The 20,896-nt window shown below is 53.5% G+C and carries 17 protein-coding genes; 3 read left to right on the plus strand and 14 right to left on the minus strand.

What is annotated here, in order from left to right:
- The 7 genes from FH974_RS12870 to ubiT form a co-directional block, all read right to left on the minus strand.
- Positions 1 to 291 (minus strand): hypothetical protein, encoded by a 291-nt coding sequence (locus FH974_RS12870; RefSeq protein WP_207103724.1) that lies wholly within the window; start codon positions 289 to 291, stop codon positions 1 to 3.
- A complete protein-coding gene (gene glgX, locus FH974_RS12875; protein ID WP_207103330.1) occupies positions 284 to 2,410 on the minus strand; it encodes a glycogen debranching protein GlgX in 2,127 nt (708 codons plus the stop codon). The genes FH974_RS12870 and glgX overlap by 8 nt, the downstream gene beginning before the upstream one ends.
- Positions 2,411 to 2,697: 287 nt before the next feature.
- On the minus strand, positions 2,698 to 4,278 hold the full coding sequence (gene prfC, locus FH974_RS12880) for a peptide chain release factor 3 (RefSeq protein WP_207103331.1): 1,581 nt from the start codon (positions 4,276 to 4,278) through the stop codon (positions 2,698 to 2,700).
- 271 nt (positions 4,279 to 4,549) lie between these two features.
- Entirely contained in the window at positions 4,550 to 5,008 is a 459-nt protein-coding gene (rimI, locus tag FH974_RS12885; RefSeq protein WP_047886513.1) for a ribosomal protein S18-alanine N-acetyltransferase, read from the minus strand.
- Positions 4,998 to 5,399, minus strand: a complete 402-nt coding sequence (locus FH974_RS12890) for a DNA polymerase III subunit psi (protein ID WP_047886512.1) — start codon at positions 5,397 to 5,399, stop codon at positions 4,998 to 5,000. The genes rimI and FH974_RS12890 overlap by 11 nt, the downstream gene beginning before the upstream one ends.
- Positions 5,400 to 5,572: 173 nt before the next feature.
- On the minus strand, positions 5,573 to 6,076 hold the full coding sequence (locus FH974_RS12895) for a GNAT family N-acetyltransferase (RefSeq protein WP_047886511.1): 504 nt from the start codon (positions 6,074 to 6,076) through the stop codon (positions 5,573 to 5,575).
- Positions 6,066 to 6,587: a ubiquinone anaerobic biosynthesis accessory factor UbiT gene (ubiT, locus tag FH974_RS12900; protein WP_047886510.1), complete on the minus strand. Its 522-nt coding sequence runs from the start codon at positions 6,585 to 6,587 to the stop codon at positions 6,066 to 6,068. Before ubiT ends, FH974_RS12895 begins: the two co-directional genes overlap by 11 nt.
- A 203-nt stretch (positions 6,588 to 6,790) precedes the next feature.
- On the opposite strand from ubiT, the gene FH974_RS12905 reads away from it, so the two are divergent.
- From FH974_RS12905 to FH974_RS12915, 3 genes are all read left to right on the plus strand, one after another.
- A complete protein-coding gene (locus FH974_RS12905; RefSeq protein WP_207103719.1) occupies positions 6,791 to 8,830 on the plus strand; it encodes a sensor domain-containing protein in 2,040 nt (679 codons plus the stop codon).
- Between the two features lie 312 nt (positions 8,831 to 9,142).
- Positions 9,143 to 10,150 (plus strand): ubiquinone anaerobic biosynthesis protein UbiU, encoded by a 1,008-nt coding sequence (gene ubiU / locus FH974_RS12910; RefSeq protein ID WP_047886509.1) that lies wholly within the window; start codon positions 9,143 to 9,145, stop codon positions 10,148 to 10,150.
- A gap of 12 nt (positions 10,151 to 10,162) precedes the next feature.
- Positions 10,163 to 11,041: a U32 family peptidase gene (locus FH974_RS12915; RefSeq protein ID WP_047886508.1), complete on the plus strand. Its 879-nt coding sequence runs from the start codon at positions 10,163 to 10,165 to the stop codon at positions 11,039 to 11,041.
- A 117-nt stretch (positions 11,042 to 11,158) separates the two neighbouring features.
- Here the strand turns inward: FH974_RS12915 and nlpI are convergent, their stop codons facing one another.
- From nlpI to nusA, 7 genes are all read right to left on the minus strand, one after another.
- Positions 11,159 to 12,064 (minus strand): lipoprotein NlpI, encoded by a 906-nt coding sequence (gene nlpI / locus FH974_RS12920; protein WP_084712647.1) that lies wholly within the window; start codon positions 12,062 to 12,064, stop codon positions 11,159 to 11,161.
- Between the two features lie 193 nt (positions 12,065 to 12,257).
- Positions 12,258 to 14,381 (minus strand): polyribonucleotide nucleotidyltransferase, encoded by a 2,124-nt coding sequence (gene pnp, locus FH974_RS12925; RefSeq protein WP_047886507.1) that lies wholly within the window; start codon positions 14,379 to 14,381, stop codon positions 12,258 to 12,260.
- Between the two features lie 256 nt (positions 14,382 to 14,637).
- Complete coding sequence (gene rpsO / locus FH974_RS12930; RefSeq protein WP_047886506.1) at positions 14,638 to 14,907, minus strand: 30S ribosomal protein S15; 270 nt, start codon at positions 14,905 to 14,907, stop codon at positions 14,638 to 14,640.
- A 265-nt stretch (positions 14,908 to 15,172) separates the two neighbouring features.
- Positions 15,173 to 16,123 carry a tRNA pseudouridine(55) synthase TruB gene (gene truB / locus FH974_RS12935; RefSeq protein ID WP_047886505.1) on the minus strand — a complete coding sequence of 317 codons (951 nt, stop codon included), beginning with the start codon at positions 16,121 to 16,123 and terminating at the stop codon, positions 15,173 to 15,175.
- Between the two features lie 3 nt (positions 16,124 to 16,126).
- On the minus strand, positions 16,127 to 16,525 hold the full coding sequence (rbfA, locus tag FH974_RS12940; RefSeq protein ID WP_047886504.1) for a 30S ribosome-binding factor RbfA: 399 nt from the start codon (positions 16,523 to 16,525) through the stop codon (positions 16,127 to 16,129).
- Between the two features lie 98 nt (positions 16,526 to 16,623).
- Positions 16,624 to 19,380 (minus strand): translation initiation factor IF-2, encoded by a 2,757-nt coding sequence (gene infB / locus FH974_RS12945; protein WP_047886503.1) that lies wholly within the window; start codon positions 19,378 to 19,380, stop codon positions 16,624 to 16,626.
- A 26-nt stretch (positions 19,381 to 19,406) separates the two neighbouring features.
- Positions 19,407 to 20,894, minus strand: coding sequence for a transcription termination factor NusA (nusA, locus tag FH974_RS12950; protein ID WP_047886502.1), 1,488 nt, complete (start codon positions 20,892 to 20,894; stop codon positions 19,407 to 19,409).
- Between the last annotated feature and the right edge of the window lie 2 nt (positions 20,895 to 20,896).

Below are 20,896 nucleotides of genomic sequence, written 5' to 3' on the forward strand. Positions count from 1 at the left end.
TTATCCGTTGGCATCTGATTTTGCGCTGTTGATATGTGTCACAGGCTGGTCACAGGCCTTGGAACCGATACCTGCATTAACATTAGCATTGGCATCAGCACCAATATCGGTATCGCCAGCATGGGATGGCATGGTGCCTCCCCGACACGCCGTGCGGCGTTGGTCAGGATGACGCGGATCATCTTCATCGTAACGCACTGGCGCACAGCAGCGGCGGTTCTCCGGAACCAGCCCCATTCTCTCGCACCAGCGATCGTACGCGGCCACCCAACGTTTTATTACCCTAATCATACTTCTCATCCTGCTGTACTGACTTGGCTATCATGACGATCATACTACGTCCCGAGGCCAGAATGGTACGGTGCGGATAACGGGGAGCCTGATTGATCGGGTAAATGTCATCCGGGCTCTGTTTCGCCGTGTTAATCACCACATGCCATTCGCTGCTGTCGCGATCCGGCAGAGTAAAAGCCAGCGGATCCCAATAAGCATTGCAGACCACATACAGCTCATCCTGGGTGATGGGGTGATAGACCGTCAGCGCCAGAGAATGCGAATGTTCCGACCAGTCCGGTTTATTCGGCTCCACCCCGTGCCAGCGGATGTTGACGTTTTCCACCACAGAGCTGAGAGAGCGGTGCATGTTCCAGTCGAGGGTCGGCTCTGCCCGCCGAATTTGCCCCAGCAGCGTCACAAAGCGCAGTAAATCCTGATTTTTGTCGACCAGGCTCCAGTCAAACCAGCTGATTTCATTATCCTGGCAGTAAGCATTGTTATTGCCCTGTTGGGTGCGGCGCACTTCATCCCCCATATTGAGCATCGGCATCCCGAGCGACAGGTAGAGCGTGGCCAGCATGTTCTTGCACTGGCGATGGCGCATCGCCTCCACTTCCGGCAGTTCGGTCGGCCCTTCGACTCCGTAATTGCTCGACAGGTTATGGTTGTCGCCATCCTGGTTATTCTCGCCGTTGGCCCAGTTGTGCTTTTCGCTGTAGCTAACCAGATCATTGAGGGTAAAACCGTCGTGGGCACAGATAAAATTTACCGAGCGGTGCGGAGAATGCTGCCGTCCGCAGTAAATATCCGGGGAGCCCAGCACTCTTGAGGCAAAACGGCTGACATAACCGTTGTCTCCCCGCCAGAAGGCACGCACATCATCGCGGAATTTTCCGTTCCATTCATTCCAGCGATCGCCGATGAACGAGCCCACCTGATACAATCCGGCCGCATCCCAGGCTTCGGCGATGATTTTGGTGCCGCACAATATCGGGTCAGAATCGATAGACCAGAGCAGCGGCGGCTCTTTCATTGGCTGGCCGCGACTGTCACGCGCCAGCACTGAGGCCAGATCAAACCGGAAGCCGTCCACCCGCATTTCCGTCACCCAGAAATGCAGGGCATCAATGATCATTCGCCGAAACACGCTGTGATTGGCATTGCAGGTGTTGCCACAGCCGCTGTAGTTGCGGTACTGGCCGTTCTTTTTATCAACCAGGTAATAGGCGCCATTCTGCAGCCCTTTGAAGCAGAACGTCGGCCCGTTTTCATCGCCTTCCGCGGTGTGGTTAAACACCACATCAAGAATCACTTCAATATCGGCTTTGTGCAGCTCCCTTACCATGGTTTTGAATTCATTGATGGCACTGAGCGGTTCATTGTCCACGCTGTAGCCAGCATGTACCGAGAAGAAATTGATGGGGCTGTACCCCCAGTAATTCGGGTGGCCATCCGGAGCATCGCTGACATCAAACTGCTGCACCGGCAGTAACTCTACCGCGGTGACGCCCAGCGCTTTGAGATAGGGGATCTTTTCAATCACGCCGGCAAAGGTGCCGCGTTTGTCTGCCGCAACGCCGGAGTTCGGGTGTTTGGTGAATCCACCAACGTGCATTTCGTAGATAATGGTCTCGGTCAGCGAATGGCTGGGCACGGGCACGCCCTGCCAGTCAAAACCGAGCTGATCGACCACCATGCTCTTCATGCAGGCGTCCATATTGCCGCCCGGACCAATTGCCCGCTCGCGGCGGTAGTTGTTACCAAAGCAAATGGCCTGACTGTAGGGATCAATCAATATCTTGTCTTTATCAAAACGCAGCCCTTTTTCCGGCAACCAGGGGCCATCTACCTGGAACCCGTAAATCTGGCCGTGACCAATGTTACAGACAAAAATAAACCAGTAATGGCCACGTTTATGCCGCAAGGGATTGAGTTCAAACGTATGGCTCGGGCACGTCGCATCGGCATCCTCAAACAGATGCAGCAAAACCCGGGTAGCGTCTTTGGAATAAAGGCTGAAATTAACCCCGCTTTCCTGCACGCTGGCCCCCAGCGGGTGCGCTTCCCCTTGCCTGGTATACACCTCACTCGCCGGTGCGAGTGCCCTTAACTGCGTGTCTGCTGCAATGGCCATGTGCCGTCTCCGTGGTTGTACCGTTCGAATGGTGTCAGCCATCCATCAAATCATATGCACACAAAAGAATACTAGACACAAATTGATGAAAAAGGGGGACTTTTCACAAAACGGTGGCGTACCCGTGATTGTGGTACGGAACGGGGATACTGACGCCGCTAACAATGCAGACAATGCAAATAAAATTGAGAAGAAAAGGGGTAAAATAAGCGGGCATAAAAAAGGCCGCCACAGATGTGACGGCCTGAAAGTCAGCGTCATCGCCCAAGGGCGCATGACGGCCCCGATCAGTGCTCGCGGGTCGCGCGGAAGTCGACGTCCGGGAAGCGCTCTTTGGCCAGATTCAGGTTTACCATCGTCGGCGCGATGTAGGTCAGGTTATCGCCGCCGTCCAGTGCCAGGTTAGACTGGTTCTTACGCTTGAATTCTTCAAACGTCTTGCTGTCACCACACTCTACCCAGCGTGCTGTTGCAACGTTAACGCCTTCGTAGATAGCTTCAACGTTGTATTCCGCTTTCAGGCGAGCAACGACCACGTCAAACTGCAGCACACCCACCGCACCCACGATCAGATCGTTGTTTTGCAGCGGACGGAACACCTGTACCGCGCCTTCTTCAGACAGCTGAACCAGACCTTTCAGCAGTTGCTTCTGCTTCAGAGGATCTTTCAGACGAATACGGCGGAACAGTTCTGGTGCAAAGTTCGGGATACCGGAGAACTTCAGCGACTCACCTTGGGTGAAGGTATCACCGATCTGAATCGTACCGTGGTTGTGCAGACCAATGATGTCACCGGCAAAGGCGTTTTCCGCCCGGGCACGGTCACCGGCCATGAAGGTTACTGCATCTGAAATGCTCACCTGCTTGCCAATACGCACGTGGTTCATCTTCATGCCCTGAGTGTAAGTCCCAGATACCACACGCATGAAAGCAATACGGTCACGGTGTTTCGGATCCATGTTTGCCTGGATCTTAAACACAAAGCCGGAGAATTTTTCTTCGGTGGCAGACACTTCACGCTCGTTCGCCTGACGTGGCAGCGGCGCAGGTGCCCACTTCGTCAGTCCGTCCAGCATGTGGTCAACACCAAAGTTACCCAGAGCCGTACCGAAGAACACTGGCGTCAGTTCGCCTTTCAGGAACATTTCCTGATCGAACTCGTGGGACGCACCCAGTACCAGTTCCAGCTCCTCACGCAGCTGTTCAGCCAGTTCAGTACCAACAGCGTCATCCAGTTCAGGATTGTCCAGACCTTTGACGATGCGTACTTCCTGAATGGTGTGGCCCTGACCGGTCGCGTACAGGATCGTCTCATCACGGTGGATGTGGTACACCCCTTTGAACTCTTTACCACAGCCAATCGGCCATGATACCGGCGCACACGCAATGTTCAGCTCGCTTTCCACTTCATCCAGCAGCTCCATCGGGTCGCGGATGTCACGGTCCAGTTTGTTCATGAAAGTGATGATCGGCGTATCACGCAGACGGGTTACTTCCATCAGCTTGCGGGTACGATCCTCAACACCTTTCGCTGCGTCGATTACCATCAGACAGGAGTCAACAGCAGTCAGGGTACGGTAGGTATCTTCCGAGAAGTCTTCGTGTCCCGGGGTATCCAGCAGGTTCACCAGACAGTCGTTGTACGGGAACTGCATGACCGAGGTGGTTACCGAGATCCCACGCTCTTTTTCCATTTCCATCCAGTCGGATTTAGCGTGCTGGTTTGAGCCTCGGCCCTTAACCGTACCGGCTTTCTGAATCGCGTTTCCGAACAACAGTACTTTTTCAGTGATGGTGGTTTTACCCGCATCCGGGTGAGAAATGATCGCAAACGTACGGCGTTTGCCCACTTCAGTAAGAAAAGACATAGCGTTGATAATCCTGTGAGAGATTTCAAAATCGAATGGCAGCATGCCGTCACCGGGCGCTTGCTACCGAGCTCCATATAGCGTGCCTGATCAAGCCTGTGACCAGACGCCGTCCTCTGCCTGCGCAGATATGAGGATGGGTTGTACAACAATCAGTTACATTGTTTTTCCTCTGCGGTGCCGCGTGACGGATAATGTATGGGAGCGATAAGAATGGCGGAATTATACGCAAACTCCGCCCAAAGCAACAGCGTTAACGCGCAACTATTGATTAACCGGCTGACAGCATAAGTGGGTACGTCATGATCAACGCATCCTCTCGCCCGTTCTCGGCCGGGTAATAGCCTTCACGGCGGTTAATCTCGTTAAACCCGAGGGCTTCGTAGAGCTGAAATGCACGGGTATTGCTGGCGCGCACTTCCAGCCAGATTTCCTCCGCATCGCGGGAGGCCATCTCGTCGATAAACCCCTCCAGCAGCTGTTTACCGTAGCCCTTGCCCTGACACGCCGGATCCACGGCAATGTTCAGCAGGGTCGCTTCTCCGGCCACCAGCTGACCGAAACAATAACCGGCCACTTTGCCGTTCAGCTCCAGTGCCAGGTTCACCGCAATTCTATTGGGTTCTTTGCGGATCAGGGATTCCGCCCAGGGAAAGGCGTGAGCCGCCTGTTCGATACGCCATACGTCATCAAGATGATGTGGCGCCAGAGGTACAATCTTAAGTGTCATATGAACAAATTTGTTGCCAGAGGGCCTTTTTCGCGGCCGGGTTGGTATGCATCTGTTTCAGTGATATCGAGGTGAGTAACTGACACCCGGCCGGATGGGCTGTTTCACAGCCTGCCACCCAGCACCAGGTGAGGTGGTGTTCGCGCACCAGTTCAACCGCCGCCGACGGCAAGGCCATTGCCTGCTCCGGGGACAGTTTCATGCTGCTGAGGATACGGCCGAACAACCAGCGATCGTGTTCATCCAGCTCGTCATCGCACACAAACAACAGCTGGCAGGAAGCCGGAAGATCAATCGCCGAACGCTCCCAGCCCGGAAAAAAGTCCGGTTTTCTGACCTGCCAGTAGGTCAGCCCCATTTCTTTCATCAGCTGTAAATCACGTTGTTTCATCCACTCACCTCGATGATGCTCACTTCCGGCGGGGATACTACCAGATCCTGCAGCCCAGACGGCAGGAAAATGGCAAAAAAAATACCACCCGCAGGTGGTATCTTCCGCTTCCCAGCCATGCCCGGCCTACTGGCCATGGCTGCCGGTATACGGCCGCGACAGCAGCGCATCCGTTACAGGGCCGAAAATTCTTCGCAGTAGGCAATGGTGCCCTGCCGCCCGGCTAAGGTGCCCGGGATCAGTTCCAACACCATAAAGGCTTCTTCCGGAACCGGCCACTGGCATTGCAGGCCATGGTTGACGGCCGGTTCAAAACCGGCCTTCGGGTAATACTCGCTGTGACCAAGCACCACGACCACCGGGTAACCCAGCTCGGCCAGTGTCTGCTTGGCTTCTTCCATCATCGCCTGTCCGATACCCTGGCCCTGGTAAGCCGGACTGACCGCCATCGGTGCCAGCCCCTGCCAGTTGTCATCCTGCCCGTCGAGGGTCACCGGACTGAAAAAGGCATAACCGATCACTTCACCGTCATCATTGCAAGCCACCAGTGCCAGTGTTCGGTTACCGTTTTCCCGTAACCGCTGCACCAGATTGGCTTCTGCTTCAGTGTCAAACACTGACTTGAGTAACGCTTCAATCGGCAGGATATCTGCCGGCGACTCGGATCTAATGAGCATTCATAACCTCTTTATGCGCAATCGGCTCCGCCATCCCTTTGTGGATGAAATCGGCTGACTGCTGCAAAACAAATTGCACCGGTGCAGGGAGTGAATCCAGGTCGATACTGTCCATCAGGTTTTTCACTTCCAGCCCCAGCTCGGTGTCCCCTTCAATACGAAGACGGCGCTGGAAGAACAGTGTATCAGGATCTTCTTTGCGCGCAGCAATTAAAACCAGATCATTGCATTCGCCACTAAAGCTGACGTCTTCCTGCTCGACCTTATCGGCCACCACCAGCTGCTCATCACGGTAGCTGATATACCAGCATAACCCCAGATCGCGGACTTCCACTTTCAGCCAGCGATCTTCGAGAAAGTCAAAATCACCGTCTTCCAGGGCTTCCCGGAACACCATACCCAGCCCTTCCAGCATCACCTTTTTCTGCAGGGCAAACGGTGTCAGTTTCGCGGGAATACGCAATAACGCCGGTCCGCGTCGGACCAGCTGTTTTCTCAGCTCGGTAATCACTGTTTATTTTTCCTGTCTGGGTCTTGTTATAGAAGGATTGTATGGCAAGTCCCGAGACCGATTTCATGCCTTGAGTCAAAAAAAGCGCCTTTGACCGCGTAAAGTTTGGTATTGAGCCCTACTGGCCTATATAGTAACGAGAAAACTACCTGTCGCCCCGCCGAACTGGATGGCAGCCATACACGGATAACATGTTAACTATCATGCCGACAGAGCAACTTAAGTACTGGTTTCCCCTGTTGACCGATAACAGCCCGTTTCTGGTGGCTGTGCTGGACCCCCATCATCACTATCTGATCGTCAATAACCGCTACAGCGAAATCAGTGGCATGACGCCGGATGCATTGATTGGCCGCAATGATATCGACACGCTGGGGCCGGCTTTCTATCAGGCCATCCGCCCCTATTACGAGCGGGCTTTTCAGGGCGAGAGCCTGGAAAGTGAGGTCGTTCTGAACGACAACCAGCATGACACCAGCATGCAGTTCAGCCTGCGGCCGCTGTCTCATCAGCCGGATGGCCGTGTTGCGGCGGTGGTCATGCACTGTCTGGACACCTCTGAGCGCCAGATCCTGGCTCAGTCCATTCAGGAGCTGGAACAGCATGTACAGGCACTGAATGCCCTGATCGATGACGGCAGCCTGATCGTGGTCAATAACATGGTGGTCTCCGCCAACCCGCAGGCAGCCATGCTGCTCGGTTTTGAGTTTCCGCAGGATATTCAGAACACCGAACTCGGCAAATTGCTGGTGGACGGCAACAACCAGCCGCTGCAATTCCCACAGCTGGCATCACTGGGCAAAGGCGAAACCCTGAACTGCCAGACCAGCCGCCGCTGTCCGGTACAACGGGCCGTGCGACTGGCCGCCAGACCGATCAGCCAACTTGGTTCTCCGGCCCAGCTGGTATTGCTGCAGGACAACAGCCGACCGGCTTCCCGCCAGGACAAGTTGGATCACCTTTTGTTCACCAACCCGCTGACCGGGCTGTTCAGCCGCCACGGCTTCAGTCGCCGTCTCGATCAGCTGTTGCATCAGGAAACCCCGCTCTGCCTGCTGTATCTGGATGTCGATAACTTCAAGAACATCAATGATTCACTCGGTCACCATATCGGGGATCAGGTGCTGCAGGAAATTGCCGGACGGCTGCGCCGCCAACTGCCGGAGGAAGCCATTATCGGCCACCTCAGCGGCGATGAATTTGCCATCCTGCTGCCCAATCCGGAGCACAGCCGAACCGGCGATCTGCTTGCTAACCGGGTGATCAGCATGATCAACCAACCGTTCAACCTGCACCACTTTCGCAAGCACCTCGCCTGCTCAATCGGACTGATCAGTGCCCCCGATGACGGAACGGATGCCCGCCTGCTGCTGCAAAATGCCGAAACCGCGATGTATGAAGCGAAAAACCGCGGGCGGAACCGGATGGTGAAGTTCAGCCATGAGATGAACAAAGAAGCGCGCATGCTGTTGTGGCTGGAGATTGAACTGCAAAAGGCACTGCAAAACAATGGCCTGGAAGTATGGTATCAACCCAAGGTCAATGCCCGCGATTTTGCGATCTGCGGCGCGGAAGCTCTGGTACGCTGGAAACATCCGGTCGAAGGTTACATCAGCCCCGGCCAGTTTATTCCGGTCGCTGAGCGCTCCGGGCTGATTGAACAACTGGGACAAACCGTGATTCGGGAAGTGTTTACCACGGTAAAACGCTGGAAAGATCAGGGGTTGCTCGCAGGAAAGGTGGCCATCAATCTGTCGCCACAGCAGTTCGGTAACCCGAACCTGATCCAAATTGTGGATCAGCTGCGCCGGGATACTCGGGTCAATCCGGCTGACATCACTTTCGAGTTGACGGAAAGCGCGGTTATGAGTGATGGCGAGCACGCCATTCAGATGCTTAATGCAATTAAGCAGCTGGGCTTTGCCCTGTCGATTGATGACTTCGGCACCGGTTATTCCTCGCTCTCGTATCTCGCCCGTTTCCCGCTTGATGAGCTGAAAATCGACCGGGCCTTTATTCAGGATATCGACACCATTCCCAAGCAGCTGACCCTGATCGAAAACATCATCAATCTGGGCAAAGCACTGAACATGAGTGTCGTCGCAGAGGGGATTGAAACCCGCCAGCAGGCAACTCTGCTGTCGAACCTCAACTGTGACTCAATTCAGGGCTTCCATTTCTACAAGCCCCTGCCCAAAAACGAGCTGGAGGCGATCCTGCACAAACATGCCCGGGTAAGCTGACCTTTTTTATCAGGTACCTTCACCCACAGCGCTTGCATGCGTTATCCAGCACGGCCACCGGGGGGGATGGCGCATGTGAGTTGTCCGTCCCCCGATTCTGAAACGGGAAACACCGAAGCCTCAGTTGCCAGTTGCCAGTTGCCAGTTGCCAGTTGCCAGTTGCCAGTTGCCAGTTGCCAGTTGCCAGCGCATAAAATTATCCCCCCGGCGGCCTAAACTCAACAAAACCTGCCTGATATCAATACACCCCGTCCCTTCGCCCCCTACTATTTGCCCACTATTTTTCATCCAACACTGGTCGATAAAAAGATTATGGAGCTACTTTGCCCCGCCGGTAACCTGCCGGCGCTGAAAACAGCCATAGATAACGGTGCCGACGCGGTGTATATCGGTTTTAAAGACGATACCAATGCCCGCCATTTTGCCGGCCTGAACTTTACCGGACGCAAACTGGACAAAGCCGTCGAGTACGTACGTGATCACCAGCGAAAACTGCATGTTGCCCTCAATACTTTCGCCCATCCAGACGGTTTCGAGCGCTGGCGGCGCGCAGTCGATACGGCTGCCAGTTTGGGCGTCGATGCGCTGATCGTGGCCGATATCGCGGTACTGGAATATGCCGCCCGCACCTACCCGGATCTGGAGCTGCACCTTTCGGTACAGGCTTCCGCCACCAACAGTGCAGCCATTGAGTTTTACCAGCAGAATTTTAACGTTAAACGCGTGGTACTGCCGCGCGTGCTGTCCATCCATCAGGTCAAACAACTGGCCCGTACCACCTCGGTGGAACTGGAAGTGTTCGCGTTCGGCAGCCTGTGCATCATGTCTGAGGGGCGCTGCTACCTGTCTTCCTACATGACCGGTGAATCCCCCAACACGGTTGGTGCCTGCTCTCCGGCAAAATACGTCCGCTGGCAGGAAACCGAGCAGGGGCTCGATTCCCGTTTGAATGAAGTGCTGATTGATCGTTACCGTGCCGGTGAAAATGCCGGTTACCCGACCCTGTGCAAAGGCCGCTTTGATGTCAGCCTAGAGGGTGAGTCTCGCCGTTACCATGCGCTGGAAGAGCCCACCAGCCTGAATACACTGGCGATCCTGCCCGAGCTGTTCAAAGCCAATATTGCGTCGGTCAAAATCGAGGGCCGCCAGCGCAGCCCGGCTTATGTGGAGCAGGTCACCCGAACCTGGCGCGCAGCCATTGACCGCTACCAGGCGTCACCAGACACCTATCAGGTTGACCCGGCCTGGGATGCCTGCCTTGGCAATGTGTCCGAGGGCCGACAAACCACCCTCGGTGCCTACCACCGGAAATGGCAATAACAGGAGTCCACGATGAAATATGCTTTAGGCCCCCTTCTGTATTTCTGGCCGCAAACCGATGTTGAGGCGTTCTACCAACAGGCGAAAGACAGCACAGCGGAGATTATCTATCTGGGAGAAACCGTCTGCTCCAAGCGACGGGAGATGAAACCGGCGCACTGGCTGGCGATAGCCAAAGAACTGGCTGCTGGTGGCAAACAGGTGGTGTTGTCAACCATGGCGCTGCTGGAAGCCCCCAGCGAAGTGAATATCATGAAGAAGTATGTCGACAACGGCGATTTCATGATTGAAGCCAATGACGTTTCTGCCATTCAGCTCGCTCATCAAAGCAAGGTGCCCTTTGTGGTCGGCCCTGCGGTGAACTGCTACAACGCCCAGACGCTAAAACTGTTTCTGGATAAAGGCATGGTACGCTGGTGTATGCCGGTCGAGCTGTCCCGCGAGTGGCTGCAGAATGTGCTCACCGACTGTGACACGCTGGGGATCCGCCATCAGTTTGAAACGGAAGTGTTCAGCTACGGCTACCTGCCGCTGGCCTACTCTGCCCGCTGCTTCACCGCCCGTGCCGAAGACCGCGCCAAAGATGACTGTGAAACCTGCTGTATCAAGTACCCGAATGGAATTACGGTACACAGCCAGGAGTCCCAGAAAGTCTTCACCCTGAACGGTATCCAGACCCAGTCCGGCTATTGTTATAACCTGATCAACGATCAGGCGGGCATGGACGGCTTGGTTGATGTGATTCGCCTCAGCCCGCTCGGAGTCGATACCCTGGCAACGGTTGACCAATTCAGGGCCAACCGTCAGGGCGAGAGCCGCTATCCGCTGGAAGACGGCCATCACTGTAACGGTTACTGGCATAATCTGGCTGGCCTGACGATTCAGGACTGAGCCAAGCAGAAACAAAAAGCCGCGAGAGATCGCGGCTTTTTGTTTGCTTAAGATTTTTACTGTCTTAGCAGGTTCCAATCCGGGCTGTGGCGTGACCTGACGGCGACTCAGCGTTCGTCAGGAGTCTTCGTCTTCAGCCGGAATCATCGGTGTCTCACGCCGCGCTTCTGCCGTCAGGCGGCTCAGCTCCAGCGTGGCAAAACGGTGCTCGACAAACTCATACACATTGCCGGACAACGCCAGTTTATAAAGCATCAGGGCTGAGGCGTAATCCTTGTTATGATGGTACACCTTACCCATGTAGAAATAGGCTTCGGTCAGACGCTCTGCCAACACCTCATTGTCTTCGCTTTCGGTGGTGATCTGTCCCAGGAACTCCCGTTCACTGATCTCCCCCAGATACAGGCGGACAATATGCCAGCCCCAGTCCTGCTTGTCCGCCGCGGCGTAACGCTGACGCAGCTTGTCCAACGCCTGCTGCTCATCCACTTCCAGCTCGACCAGATAGAGCCAGATCACCCGGTAAGGATCATTGATATCCTGCTGGTAATGGGCATTCAGATCTTCGCTGGCCAAATCATACCGGCCGCCATAATACAGGGCGATACCGCGGTTGCGCTGGGCAAACGGGTGGCGAATATTCAGCTCTAGCGTGGAGTCGAAGGCTTCATAGGCCGCATCAAAGTGGGCACTTTGGGTAAAATACACCCCGAGGATATTGAAGACATCCGGCTGATCCGGTTTAAGCGACAAGGATTGGTTAAAATCCAGGCGGGCCAGGTCGCGTAACCCCAGGCTGTCATGCAACAGGCCACGCTCATAATAAATCTGAGCCAGTGTATTACCGTCCAGATCATCGCGTCTGAGTAGCTGATCGATACGCGCCAGCTGAATTTGCTGTTGAATCGTCGGCTGAAAAGGAACTGCCATCGGCGGTTGAGTCCACTGCGACGGCGGTGACGAGCAGCCTGCCAGCATCATAGTGAATGCCAGGCACGCCAGTTTAATCCTATTTGCAATCAATGCAGTTCTCCCTGGGTGAGACTTTACTTATCTCTAGCATAATACCAAACGGTCCATGACGAAGGGCTTTACAGCAAAAGCCAGTGGGCCTCAGAGGCAAATCCCCGATAACCCAGCCCATGCCATCGCCCATTTGGCCAGAATAAAAAAGGGGCTGAATAGCCCCTTTATATCATGCTTTTAACCAAAAACCTTAGGCTTCTGGCTGCTGTTCACCAGCAGGTGCAGCATTCTGGTCTTCCTGAGCTTCTTTCATGCTCAGACGGATACGACCCTGACGGTCGATTTCCAGAACTTTCACCTTCACTTCCTGACCCAGTTCCAGGTGATCTGCCACTTTCTCAATGCGCTCCTGAGAGATTTGAGAAATGTGAACCAGACCTTCTTTAGAACCAATCACAGAAACGAATGCACCGAAGTCAACAATACGCATTACCTTACCGGTATAGATGCGGCCAACTTCAACATCAGCAGTGATTTCTTCGATACGACGGATAGCTTCTTTCGCAGCAGTACCTTCGGTCGCTGCGATCTTCACAGTACCGTCGTCTTCGATTTCAATCGTAGTACCAGTTTCTTCAGTCAGCGCACGAATCACAGCACCACCCTTACCGATCACATCTTTGATCTTCTCAGGGTTGATCTTCATGGTGTGGATACGTGGTGCGAACTCAGAGATATCATCACGTGGCGCGTTGATCGCCTGGTCCATCACGCTCAGGATGTGCGTACGCGCACCTCTCGCCTGATTCAGGGCGATTTGCATGATTTCTTTAGTGATACCTTCGATCTTGATATCCATCTGCAGGGCTGTTACGCCGTCAGCGGTACCCGCCACTTTAAAGTCCATGTCACCCAGGTGATCTTCGTCACCCAGAATGTCAGACAGAACCACAAAGTCTTCGCCTTCTTTAACCAGACCCATTGCGATACCGGCTACAGAGGCTTTAATTGGCACACCCGCGTCCATCAGCGCCAGAGACGTACCACATACTGATGCCATTGAAGACGAACCGTTTGATTCAGTGATCTCAGACACAACACGTACTGTGTACGGGAACTCGTCAACAGAAGGCATTACTGCGGCAATACCACGCTTAGCCAGTTTACCGTGGCCGATTTCACGACGCTTCGGAGAACCTACAAAGCCAGTCTCACCCACACAGTATGGAGGGAAGTTGTAGTGCAGCAGGAAGTGATCTTTACGCTCACCAGTCAGCTCGTCGATGATTTGCGCATCACGCTGTGTACCCAGAGTTGCCGTTACCAGCGCCTGTGTTTCACCACGGGTAAACAGAGATGAACCGTGAGTACGTGGCAGAACGCCAGTACGTACGTCCAGTGCACGAACCATGTCTTTTTCACGACCGTCGATACGTGGGTGGCCAGCGATAATGCGGCTACGTACCACTTTCTTCTCCAGAGAACCCAGCATGTCGCGGATTTCACGCTCGTCCAGAGTTTCGTCCTGCGCCAGCAGCGCTTCAACCACGTCGCCCTTGATCTGGCCAACTTGCTCGTAACGCGCCATTTTCTCAGTGATCTGGTAAGCGTCAGTCAGACGGGCTTCAGCCAGTTCAGCAACACGGGTTTTCAGCTCAGTGTTTTCAACCGGTGCAACCCAGTTCCACGCAGGCGTGTTCACTTCAGCTGCGAACTCTTTGATCGCGTTGATCACAACTTGTTGTTGGTCGTGACCGAACACAACCGCTTGCAGCATTTGCTCTTCACTCAGGCGGTCAGCTTCTGATTCAACCATCAGAACTGCGCTGTCAGTACCAGCAACAACCAGGTCCAGACGGCTTTGTGCTAGTTCAGTGTTGCTTGGGTTCAGAACCAGTTGGTCGTTGATGTAACCCACACGAGCAGCACCGATTGGACCGTTAAACGGAATACCAGAGATTGCCAGCGCCGCAGACGTTGCGATCATAGTAATGATGTCTGGTTGTACATCTGGGTTTACAGAAACCACAGTTGCAATAACCTGAACTTCGTTTTTGAATGCATCTGGGAATAGCGGACGGATTGGACGGTCAATCAGACGAGCAGTCAGTGTTTCGCCTTCTGATGGACGGCCTTCGCGTTTGAAGAAACCACCAGGGATTTTACCCGCAGCGTAAGTACGCTCTTGGTAGTTTACTGTCAGAGGGAAGAAGTCCTGGCCTTCAACAGCTTCTTTCTTGCCCACAACGCTGACGAATACAGAAGTATCGTCCATGCTCGCCATCACAGCGGCAGTCGCCTGACGTGCCATAACGCCAGTTTCTAGAGTAACTGTGTGGTTACCGTACTGGAAAGTCTTTACGATAGGATTCACGTGAATTTCCTTAATATTATTCCGCTTTCTATTTGCGTCGATAAGTATATCTGACACAAGGAAAAGCGTCATGTGATGAAAGACACTTTACAGTAAATTCACGTATCGCGACTAATGCGAAGCCACCCGCTCAAAACGTATCCAACGTGGGCAGACTCGCATTAGCCGCGACCTTAGGGTCGACGAAAACGACTCGTGATTTCTATAAAGCGTAGAAAAAAGAAAGGAGCCTTAACGGCTCCTTTCCTAAGCAATCTTAGCGACGCAGGCCCAGACGCTTAACTAGGTCTTGGTAGCGATCCAGATTCTTACCTTTTAGGTAATCCAGAAGCTTACGACGACGAGAAACCATGCGCAGCAGGCCACGACGGCTGTGGTGGTCGTGTTTGTGGTTAGCAAAGTGACCTTGAAGGTGGTTGATTTGTGCTGTTAGCAGTGCAACCTGAACTTCAGGAGAACCAGTGTCGTTTGCGCCTTGTGCGTATTCAGCAACGATTGCTGCTTTAGTTTCTGCATTCAGAGACATAACTCATTCCTAATAAAAAGGGTTTTAATTTGTGCCAGCCAATCTCTGATTCAGCCGACACCCGAAGCGCGGATTATACTGGCAGCCACCGTGAACTACAAGCAAATATTCCGGCCCTGCTGACAATATTCACAGGCCGTTCGCCCTGCTAAAAGCCCGACGTTCAGGGTGCCCGCGGATAAAGAAAAAGCGGAATCCCGAAGGTTTCCGCTTTGGTTCAGTCCGGTTACCAGCATCTCTGCCAGCCGCGCTTCAACATGGTAGCTTATTGGATGGTTTGCTTGTTTGCCATCACACGTTTCGGTGCCAGCATGCCTTCCCGGTCAATCACGCCAACGCCGATAAAATCGCGCTGTTGACCTACCGTGATGCGTACCTGCGTCCCTTCCGCCGGCACACGCCCCGCATTAACCGGGTTACCGTTCAGAATATAGACGGCCAGCGCCGGCAGGATGTTCACTTCAGGCAAGTCCTGAACCGCGGTATCCGTGGGCAGCAGAAGTTGATCCAGCACTTCACTTGGCACCACATCATCCGCTTTGGCCTGCTCCAGCATCGCTTCCAGCTGTTCCAGGGTAACCATGCGCTCAACCGGGAAGTTCGACACTCCGGTCCGGCGCAGGAAAGTTACGTGCGCGCCGCAACCAAGCATTTCGCCCAGATCATCAACGATGGTACGGATGTACGTCCCTTTCGAGACATGCAGCTCCATTTCCACCTCGTTGTTGCTAAAGCGCAGCAGTTCAACCGAATACACGGTGATCTTGCGGGCTTCACGCGGTACTTCAATGCCTTCACGGGCATATTCATACAGCTTACGGCCCTGGTACTTCAGTGCCGAGTACATCGACGGTACCTGATCCGTGGTGCCACGGAATTTGGCAATGCAGCGTTCCAGCTGACCGCGGTCGACTTTCACTTCACGCGTCTGCACCACTTCACCGTCCGAGTCAGACGTGTCGGTCCGCTCACCCAGTTTGGCAATAACACGGTAGCGTTTGTCAGAGTCCAGCAGGAACTGAGAAAACTTGGTTGCTTCACCAAAACAAATTGGCAGCATCCCGGTTGCCAGCGGATCCAGCGCCCCGGTATGGCCGGCTTTTTCCGCGAAGAAGATACGCTTCACTTTCTGCAGCGCATCGTTTGAACTGATCCCGGTTGGTTTGTCCAGCAGGATCACCCCGTCAACCGGACGCCCCTTACGACGACGTGCCATCAGTTACTCCTCGTCTTCCTCGCGTGGGCTATTGCCACGGCGGTCTTCATCATCACGGACCGCTTTTGTTACCAGGTTCGAGATACGCATACCTTCAGTCAGTGACTTATCGAAAATGAAGTTCAGTTCCGGCGTGACGCGCAGGCGGATTTGCTTACCCAGCAGCGAACGGATGTACGGCGCCATTTCGCGCAGTGCTTCCAGGCTGTCTTCTGCTGTTTGCTCACCCACCGTCAGGAAGGTTACGTACACTTTTGCGTAACCCATATCACGGGAAACGTCGACGCTGGAGATGGTGGCCATGCCAATACGTGGGTCTTTGATCTCGCGTTGCAGGATCACCGCCAGCTCTTTTTGCAGCTGCTGAGCAACACGCTGAGTACGGCTAAATTCTTTAGACATTCTTTTCCTCTCTTAGAGAACAGGCTCTTGAAAGAATGGGGAGCCGAAGCTCCCCATGGATATTATGTAAACCTTTTAGCAGGTTACAGCCTTGAGGATTAGTCAAGGGTACGCTGAATCTCAATGATTTCGTAAACTTCGATCTGGTCACCAACGCGAACATCATTGTAGTTCTTAACGCCGATACCACATTCGTAGCCGTTCTTCACTTCGCTCACGTCATCTTTGAAGCGACGCAGAGATTCCAGTTCACCTTCGTAGATAACCACGTTATCACGCAGAACGCGGATTGGGTTATTACGCTTGATGGTACCTTCAGTAACCATACAGCCTGCAATAGCGCCCAGTTTCGGTGACTTGAACACGTCACGAACTTCAGCCAGACCAATGATTTCCTGCTTGAACTCAGGTGACAGCATACCGCTCATCGCCGCTTTCACTTCGTCGATCAGCTGGTAGATGATTGAGTAGTAACGCAGATCCAGGTTCTCAGTTTCAATCGTCTTACGTGCAGAAGCATCAGCACGCACGTTGAAGCCCAGGACGATTGCGTTAGACGCAGCAGCCAGTACGGCGTCAGTTTCAGTGATACCACCTACACCTGAACCTACGATGTTCACTTTCACTTCGTCGGTAGACAGTTTGCGTAGTGAGTCAGCGATTGCTTCCACAGAACCCTGTACGTCAGCTTTCAGTACCACATTCAGTTCAGCAACTTCACCGGCAGCCATGTTGGCAAACATGTTTTCCAGTTTCGCTTTCTGCTGGCGAGCCAGTTTAACGTCACGGAATTTGCCTTGGCGGTACATTGCAACTTCACGCGCTTTACGCTCGTCACGTACAACTGTCGCTTCGTCACCGGCAGACGGTACGCCTGACAGACCTAGGATCTCAACTGGGATAGATGGACCAGCAGATTCGATCTCCTGACCACGCTCATCACGCATCGCACGAACACGGCCATGCTCCAGACCACACAGAACGATATCGCCCTTGCACAGGGTACCTTCCTGTACCAGAACTGTCGCTACCGGACCGCGGCCTTTATCAAGACGTGATTCAACAACCACACCTTTCGCCATGCCTTCAGCAACTGCTGTTAGTTCAAGAACTTCAGCTTGAAGTAGGATTGCTTCTAGCAGACCGTCGATGTTCGTACCCTGCTTCGCAGAGATGTGAACGAAGATGTTCTCACCGCCCCATTCTTCTGGGATAACGTCGTACTGAGCAAGCTCGTTCTTCACGTTATCTGGGTTCGCATCTTCTTTGTCGATCTTGTTCACGGCAACAATCAGAGGTACGCCAGCCGCTTTCGCGTGCTGAATCGCTTCGATTGTCTGTGGCATTACGCCATCGTCTGCTGCTACAACAAGAACAACGATATCCGTTGCCTGAGCACCACGAGCACGCATTGCGGTAAACGCGGCGTGTCCCGGAGTATCCAGGAAGGTGATCATGCCGTTGTCGGTTTCAACATGGTATGCACCGATGTGCTGGGTAATACCACCGGCTTCGCCCGCAGCAACGTGTGCTTTACGGATGTAGTCAAGCGTAGACGTTTTACCGTGGTCAACGTGACCCATGATGGTAACAACTGGCGCACGAGGAACAGTAGCCAGGTTCTCATCACGATCAGACAGTACCGCTTCTTCCAGCTCGTTTTCTTTACGCAGGATAACCTTGTGACCCATTTCTTCAGCAACCAGTGCAGCGGTTTCCTGATCGATCACTTGGTTGATGGTTGCCATCGCACCCATCTTCATCATCACTTTGATAACTTCAGCAGCTTTTACCGCCATCTTGTTAGCAAGTTCTGACACAACGATTGTTTCGCCGATAACAACGTCTGACTTAGCGACAGTCGCTGTCTTGTCGAAGCCGTGCTGCATTGAGGTTGGCTTAGCCAGCTGCTGCTTGCCACGGCCACGAGGGGCACGGCCACCACGAGGGGCGCGTTCTTCTTGCTGCTTAGCACCGCTCGGCTTTTTCTTCTTGCGGCGGCGTGCTTGTTCTTCTTTACGATCTTGCTCGTCTTCAGCCGCACGTGCGTAACTGGACGTCGTAGTATGGTAGTCGTCTTTATCCATATTACCTGCATTCTGGTCAGGTTTTGACCAGTTCTTTTCATTCATTTCTGCCATCTTGCGTGCCTCTTCTAGCTGACGCTGACTCTCTTCTTCGGCTTTACGCTTGGCTTCCTCTTCCCGGCGACGTTGGAGCGCCTCGGCTTCTTTCTTAGCCTGTTCATCAGCGGCGGCGCGTTTGGCTTTTTCTTCAACCAGACGCTTATCATCAGCTTCACGCTTCAGCTTTTCCTCAGCTTTGCGTTCAGCATTGAGTTCTGACTCTTGCTTAGCTTTTTCTTCAGCTAGGCGTTTCTCTTCCTCAGCGCGCTGTGCAGCCAGCTCAGCATCACGCTTAGCTTGCTCCTCAGCTTCACGTTTCGCGGCTTCTTCCGTTGCACGTTTAGCTGCTTCTTCTGCCTCACGCTGGGCGGCTTCATCCGCCTGGCGCTTCGCTTCTTCCGCGGCACGCTGTTCTTCTTCAAGAGCAGAACGTTTAACATAGGTACGCTTTTTACGCACTTCTACCTGAACACTTTTATTCTTGCCACCAGAGCCCGAAACACTCAGAGTGCTTCGGGTCTTACGTTGCAAGGTAAGGCGTGTAGGAGCCTCGCCAGTACTGCTGCCACCATGTTCTTTTTTCAGGTGGGCCAGCAGCGACTGCTTTTCCTGTTGGCTTACGGTATCGTCAGCTTTTTTGCTGATACCTGCATCGGCAAACTGTTGAAGCAAACGGTCAATTTGCGTACCGATTTCCTCGGATAGTGCTTTAACTGTAACCTCTGACATGCTGCTCCTCCCTTGCGATTTATGAATTATGCTTCGTCACTGAACCAGCAGATATTACGCGCTGCCATGATCAGCTCGCCGGCTCTCGCTTCATCGACACCATCGATATCAATCAGATCGTCGGTACCCTGATCAGCCAGATCTTCCAGCGTGCGAACGCCTTTCGCGGCCAGTTTGAACGCCAATTCACGCTCCAGGCCTTCCAGACCCAGCAGGTCTTCGGCTGGTTCAGCACCTTCCAGTGCTTCTTCCTGAGCCAGAGCAAGCGTGGTCAGTGCTTCTTTTGCACGGTTACGCAGCTCTTCAACTGTTGCTTCATCCAGGCCTTCAACAGCCAGCAGTTCAGCAACTGGAACGTAAGCGATTTCTTCCAGCGTCGTGAAGCCTTCTTCAACCAGACCTGCGGCGAATTCTTCATCGATATCCAGGTACTTAGTGAATACCTCGATAGATTCCTGAGCTTCTTCCTGGTGTTTCTTCTGAAGATCTTCCACTGTCATCACGTTCAGTTCCCAGCCAGTCAGCTGAGAAGCCAGACGTACGTTCTGACCGCTACGGCCGATAGCCTGCGCCAGGTTATCTTTCTCTACGGCGATATCCATGGTGTGGTTGTCTTCATCAACGATGATAGAACTCACTTCAGCAGGAGCCATAGCATTGATCACGAACTGTGCAGGGTTCTCATCCCACAGCACGATATCAATACGCTCGCCGCCCAGCTCACCAGACACAGCCTGAACACGTGCACCACGCATACCAACACACGCACCCACAGGGTCAATACGCTTGTCGTTGGTCTTCACGGCAATTTTCGCACGAGAACCCGGATCGCGTGCCGCGCCCATCAGCTCAATCATCTCTTCGCCGATTTCTGGCACTTCGATGCGGAACAGTTCTGACAGCATTTCAGATTTAGAACGCGTCATGAACAACTGGAAGCCGCGCGCTTCTGGACGCACTGCGTACAGCAGACCACGAACACGGTCACCCGGACGGAAGTTTTCACGAGGCAGCTGATCTTCACGCAGAATCACAGCTTCAGCGTTGTTGCCAAGGTCAATGATAACAGCATCGCGGTTAACTTTCTTGACCACACCGGTAATTAGTTCACCTTCGTTATCGATGAACTGTTCAACGACCTGTGCACGTTCTGCTTCGCGAACTTTCTGAACGATAACCTGCTTGGCTGTCTGAGTAGTGATACGGTCAAACGTTACAGATTCGATCTGCTCTTCAACGTAGTCACCCAGCTCGACGGTTTCGTCATCGTACTGAGCTGCTTCCAAAGTGATTTCCAGCGTAGGCTGAGTCACTTCGTCAACCGCTTTCCAGCGACGGAAAGTTTCGAACTCACCCGTTTTACGATCGATCGCAATACGAACGTCGATTTCAGCTTCGTATTTTTTCTTTGTTGCTGTTGCCAGCGCGATCTCTAGTGCTTCGAAGATACGCTCACGAGGAACAGCTTTTTCGTTGGATACCGCTTCAACGACAGCCAAGATTTCTTTGTTCATTT

The organism is Photobacterium ganghwense, assembly GCF_017329545.1.
Lineage (GTDB): Bacteria > Pseudomonadota > Gammaproteobacteria > Enterobacterales > Vibrionaceae > Photobacterium > Photobacterium ganghwense.

Coding starts and splice junctions, on each gene's coding strand:
- FH974_RS12905 (WP_207103719.1), top strand. CDS start 6,791: ATGCCGACAGAGCAACTTAAGTACTGGTTTCCCCTGTTGACCGATAAC.
- rpsO (WP_047886506.1), bottom strand. CDS start 14,907: ATGTCTCTGAATGCAGAAACTAAAGCAGCAATCGTTGCTGAATACGCA.
- infB (WP_047886503.1), bottom strand. CDS start 19,380: ATGTCAGAGGTTACAGTTAAAGCACTATCCGAGGAAATCGGTACGCAA.
- FH974_RS12870 (WP_207103724.1), bottom strand. CDS start 291: ATGATTAGGGTAATAAAACGTTGGGTGGCCGCGTACGATCGCTGGTGC.
- prfC (WP_207103331.1), bottom strand. CDS start 4,278: ATGTCTTTTCTTACTGAAGTGGGCAAACGCCGTACGTTTGCGATCATT.
- glgX (WP_207103330.1), bottom strand. CDS start 2,410: ATGGCCATTGCAGCAGACACGCAGTTAAGGGCACTCGCACCGGCGAGT.
- nusA (WP_047886502.1), bottom strand. CDS start 20,894: ATGAACAAAGAAATCTTGGCTGTCGTTGAAGCGGTATCCAACGAAAAA.
- FH974_RS12895 (WP_047886511.1), bottom strand. CDS start 6,076: ATGCTCATTAGATCCGAGTCGCCGGCAGATATCCTGCCGATTGAAGCG.
- ubiU (WP_047886509.1), top strand. CDS start 9,143: ATGGAGCTACTTTGCCCCGCCGGTAACCTGCCGGCGCTGAAAACAGCC.
- rbfA (WP_047886504.1), bottom strand. CDS start 16,525: ATGTCTAAAGAATTTAGCCGTACTCAGCGTGTTGCTCAGCAGCTGCAA.
- truB (WP_047886505.1), bottom strand. CDS start 16,123: ATGGCACGTCGTCGTAAGGGGCGTCCGGTTGACGGGGTGATCCTGCTG.
- FH974_RS12890 (WP_047886512.1), bottom strand. CDS start 5,399: ATGAAACAACGTGATTTACAGCTGATGAAAGAAATGGGGCTGACCTAC.
- FH974_RS12915 (WP_047886508.1), top strand. CDS start 10,163: ATGAAATATGCTTTAGGCCCCCTTCTGTATTTCTGGCCGCAAACCGAT.
- rimI (WP_047886513.1), bottom strand. CDS start 5,008: ATGACACTTAAGATTGTACCTCTGGCGCCACATCATCTTGATGACGTA.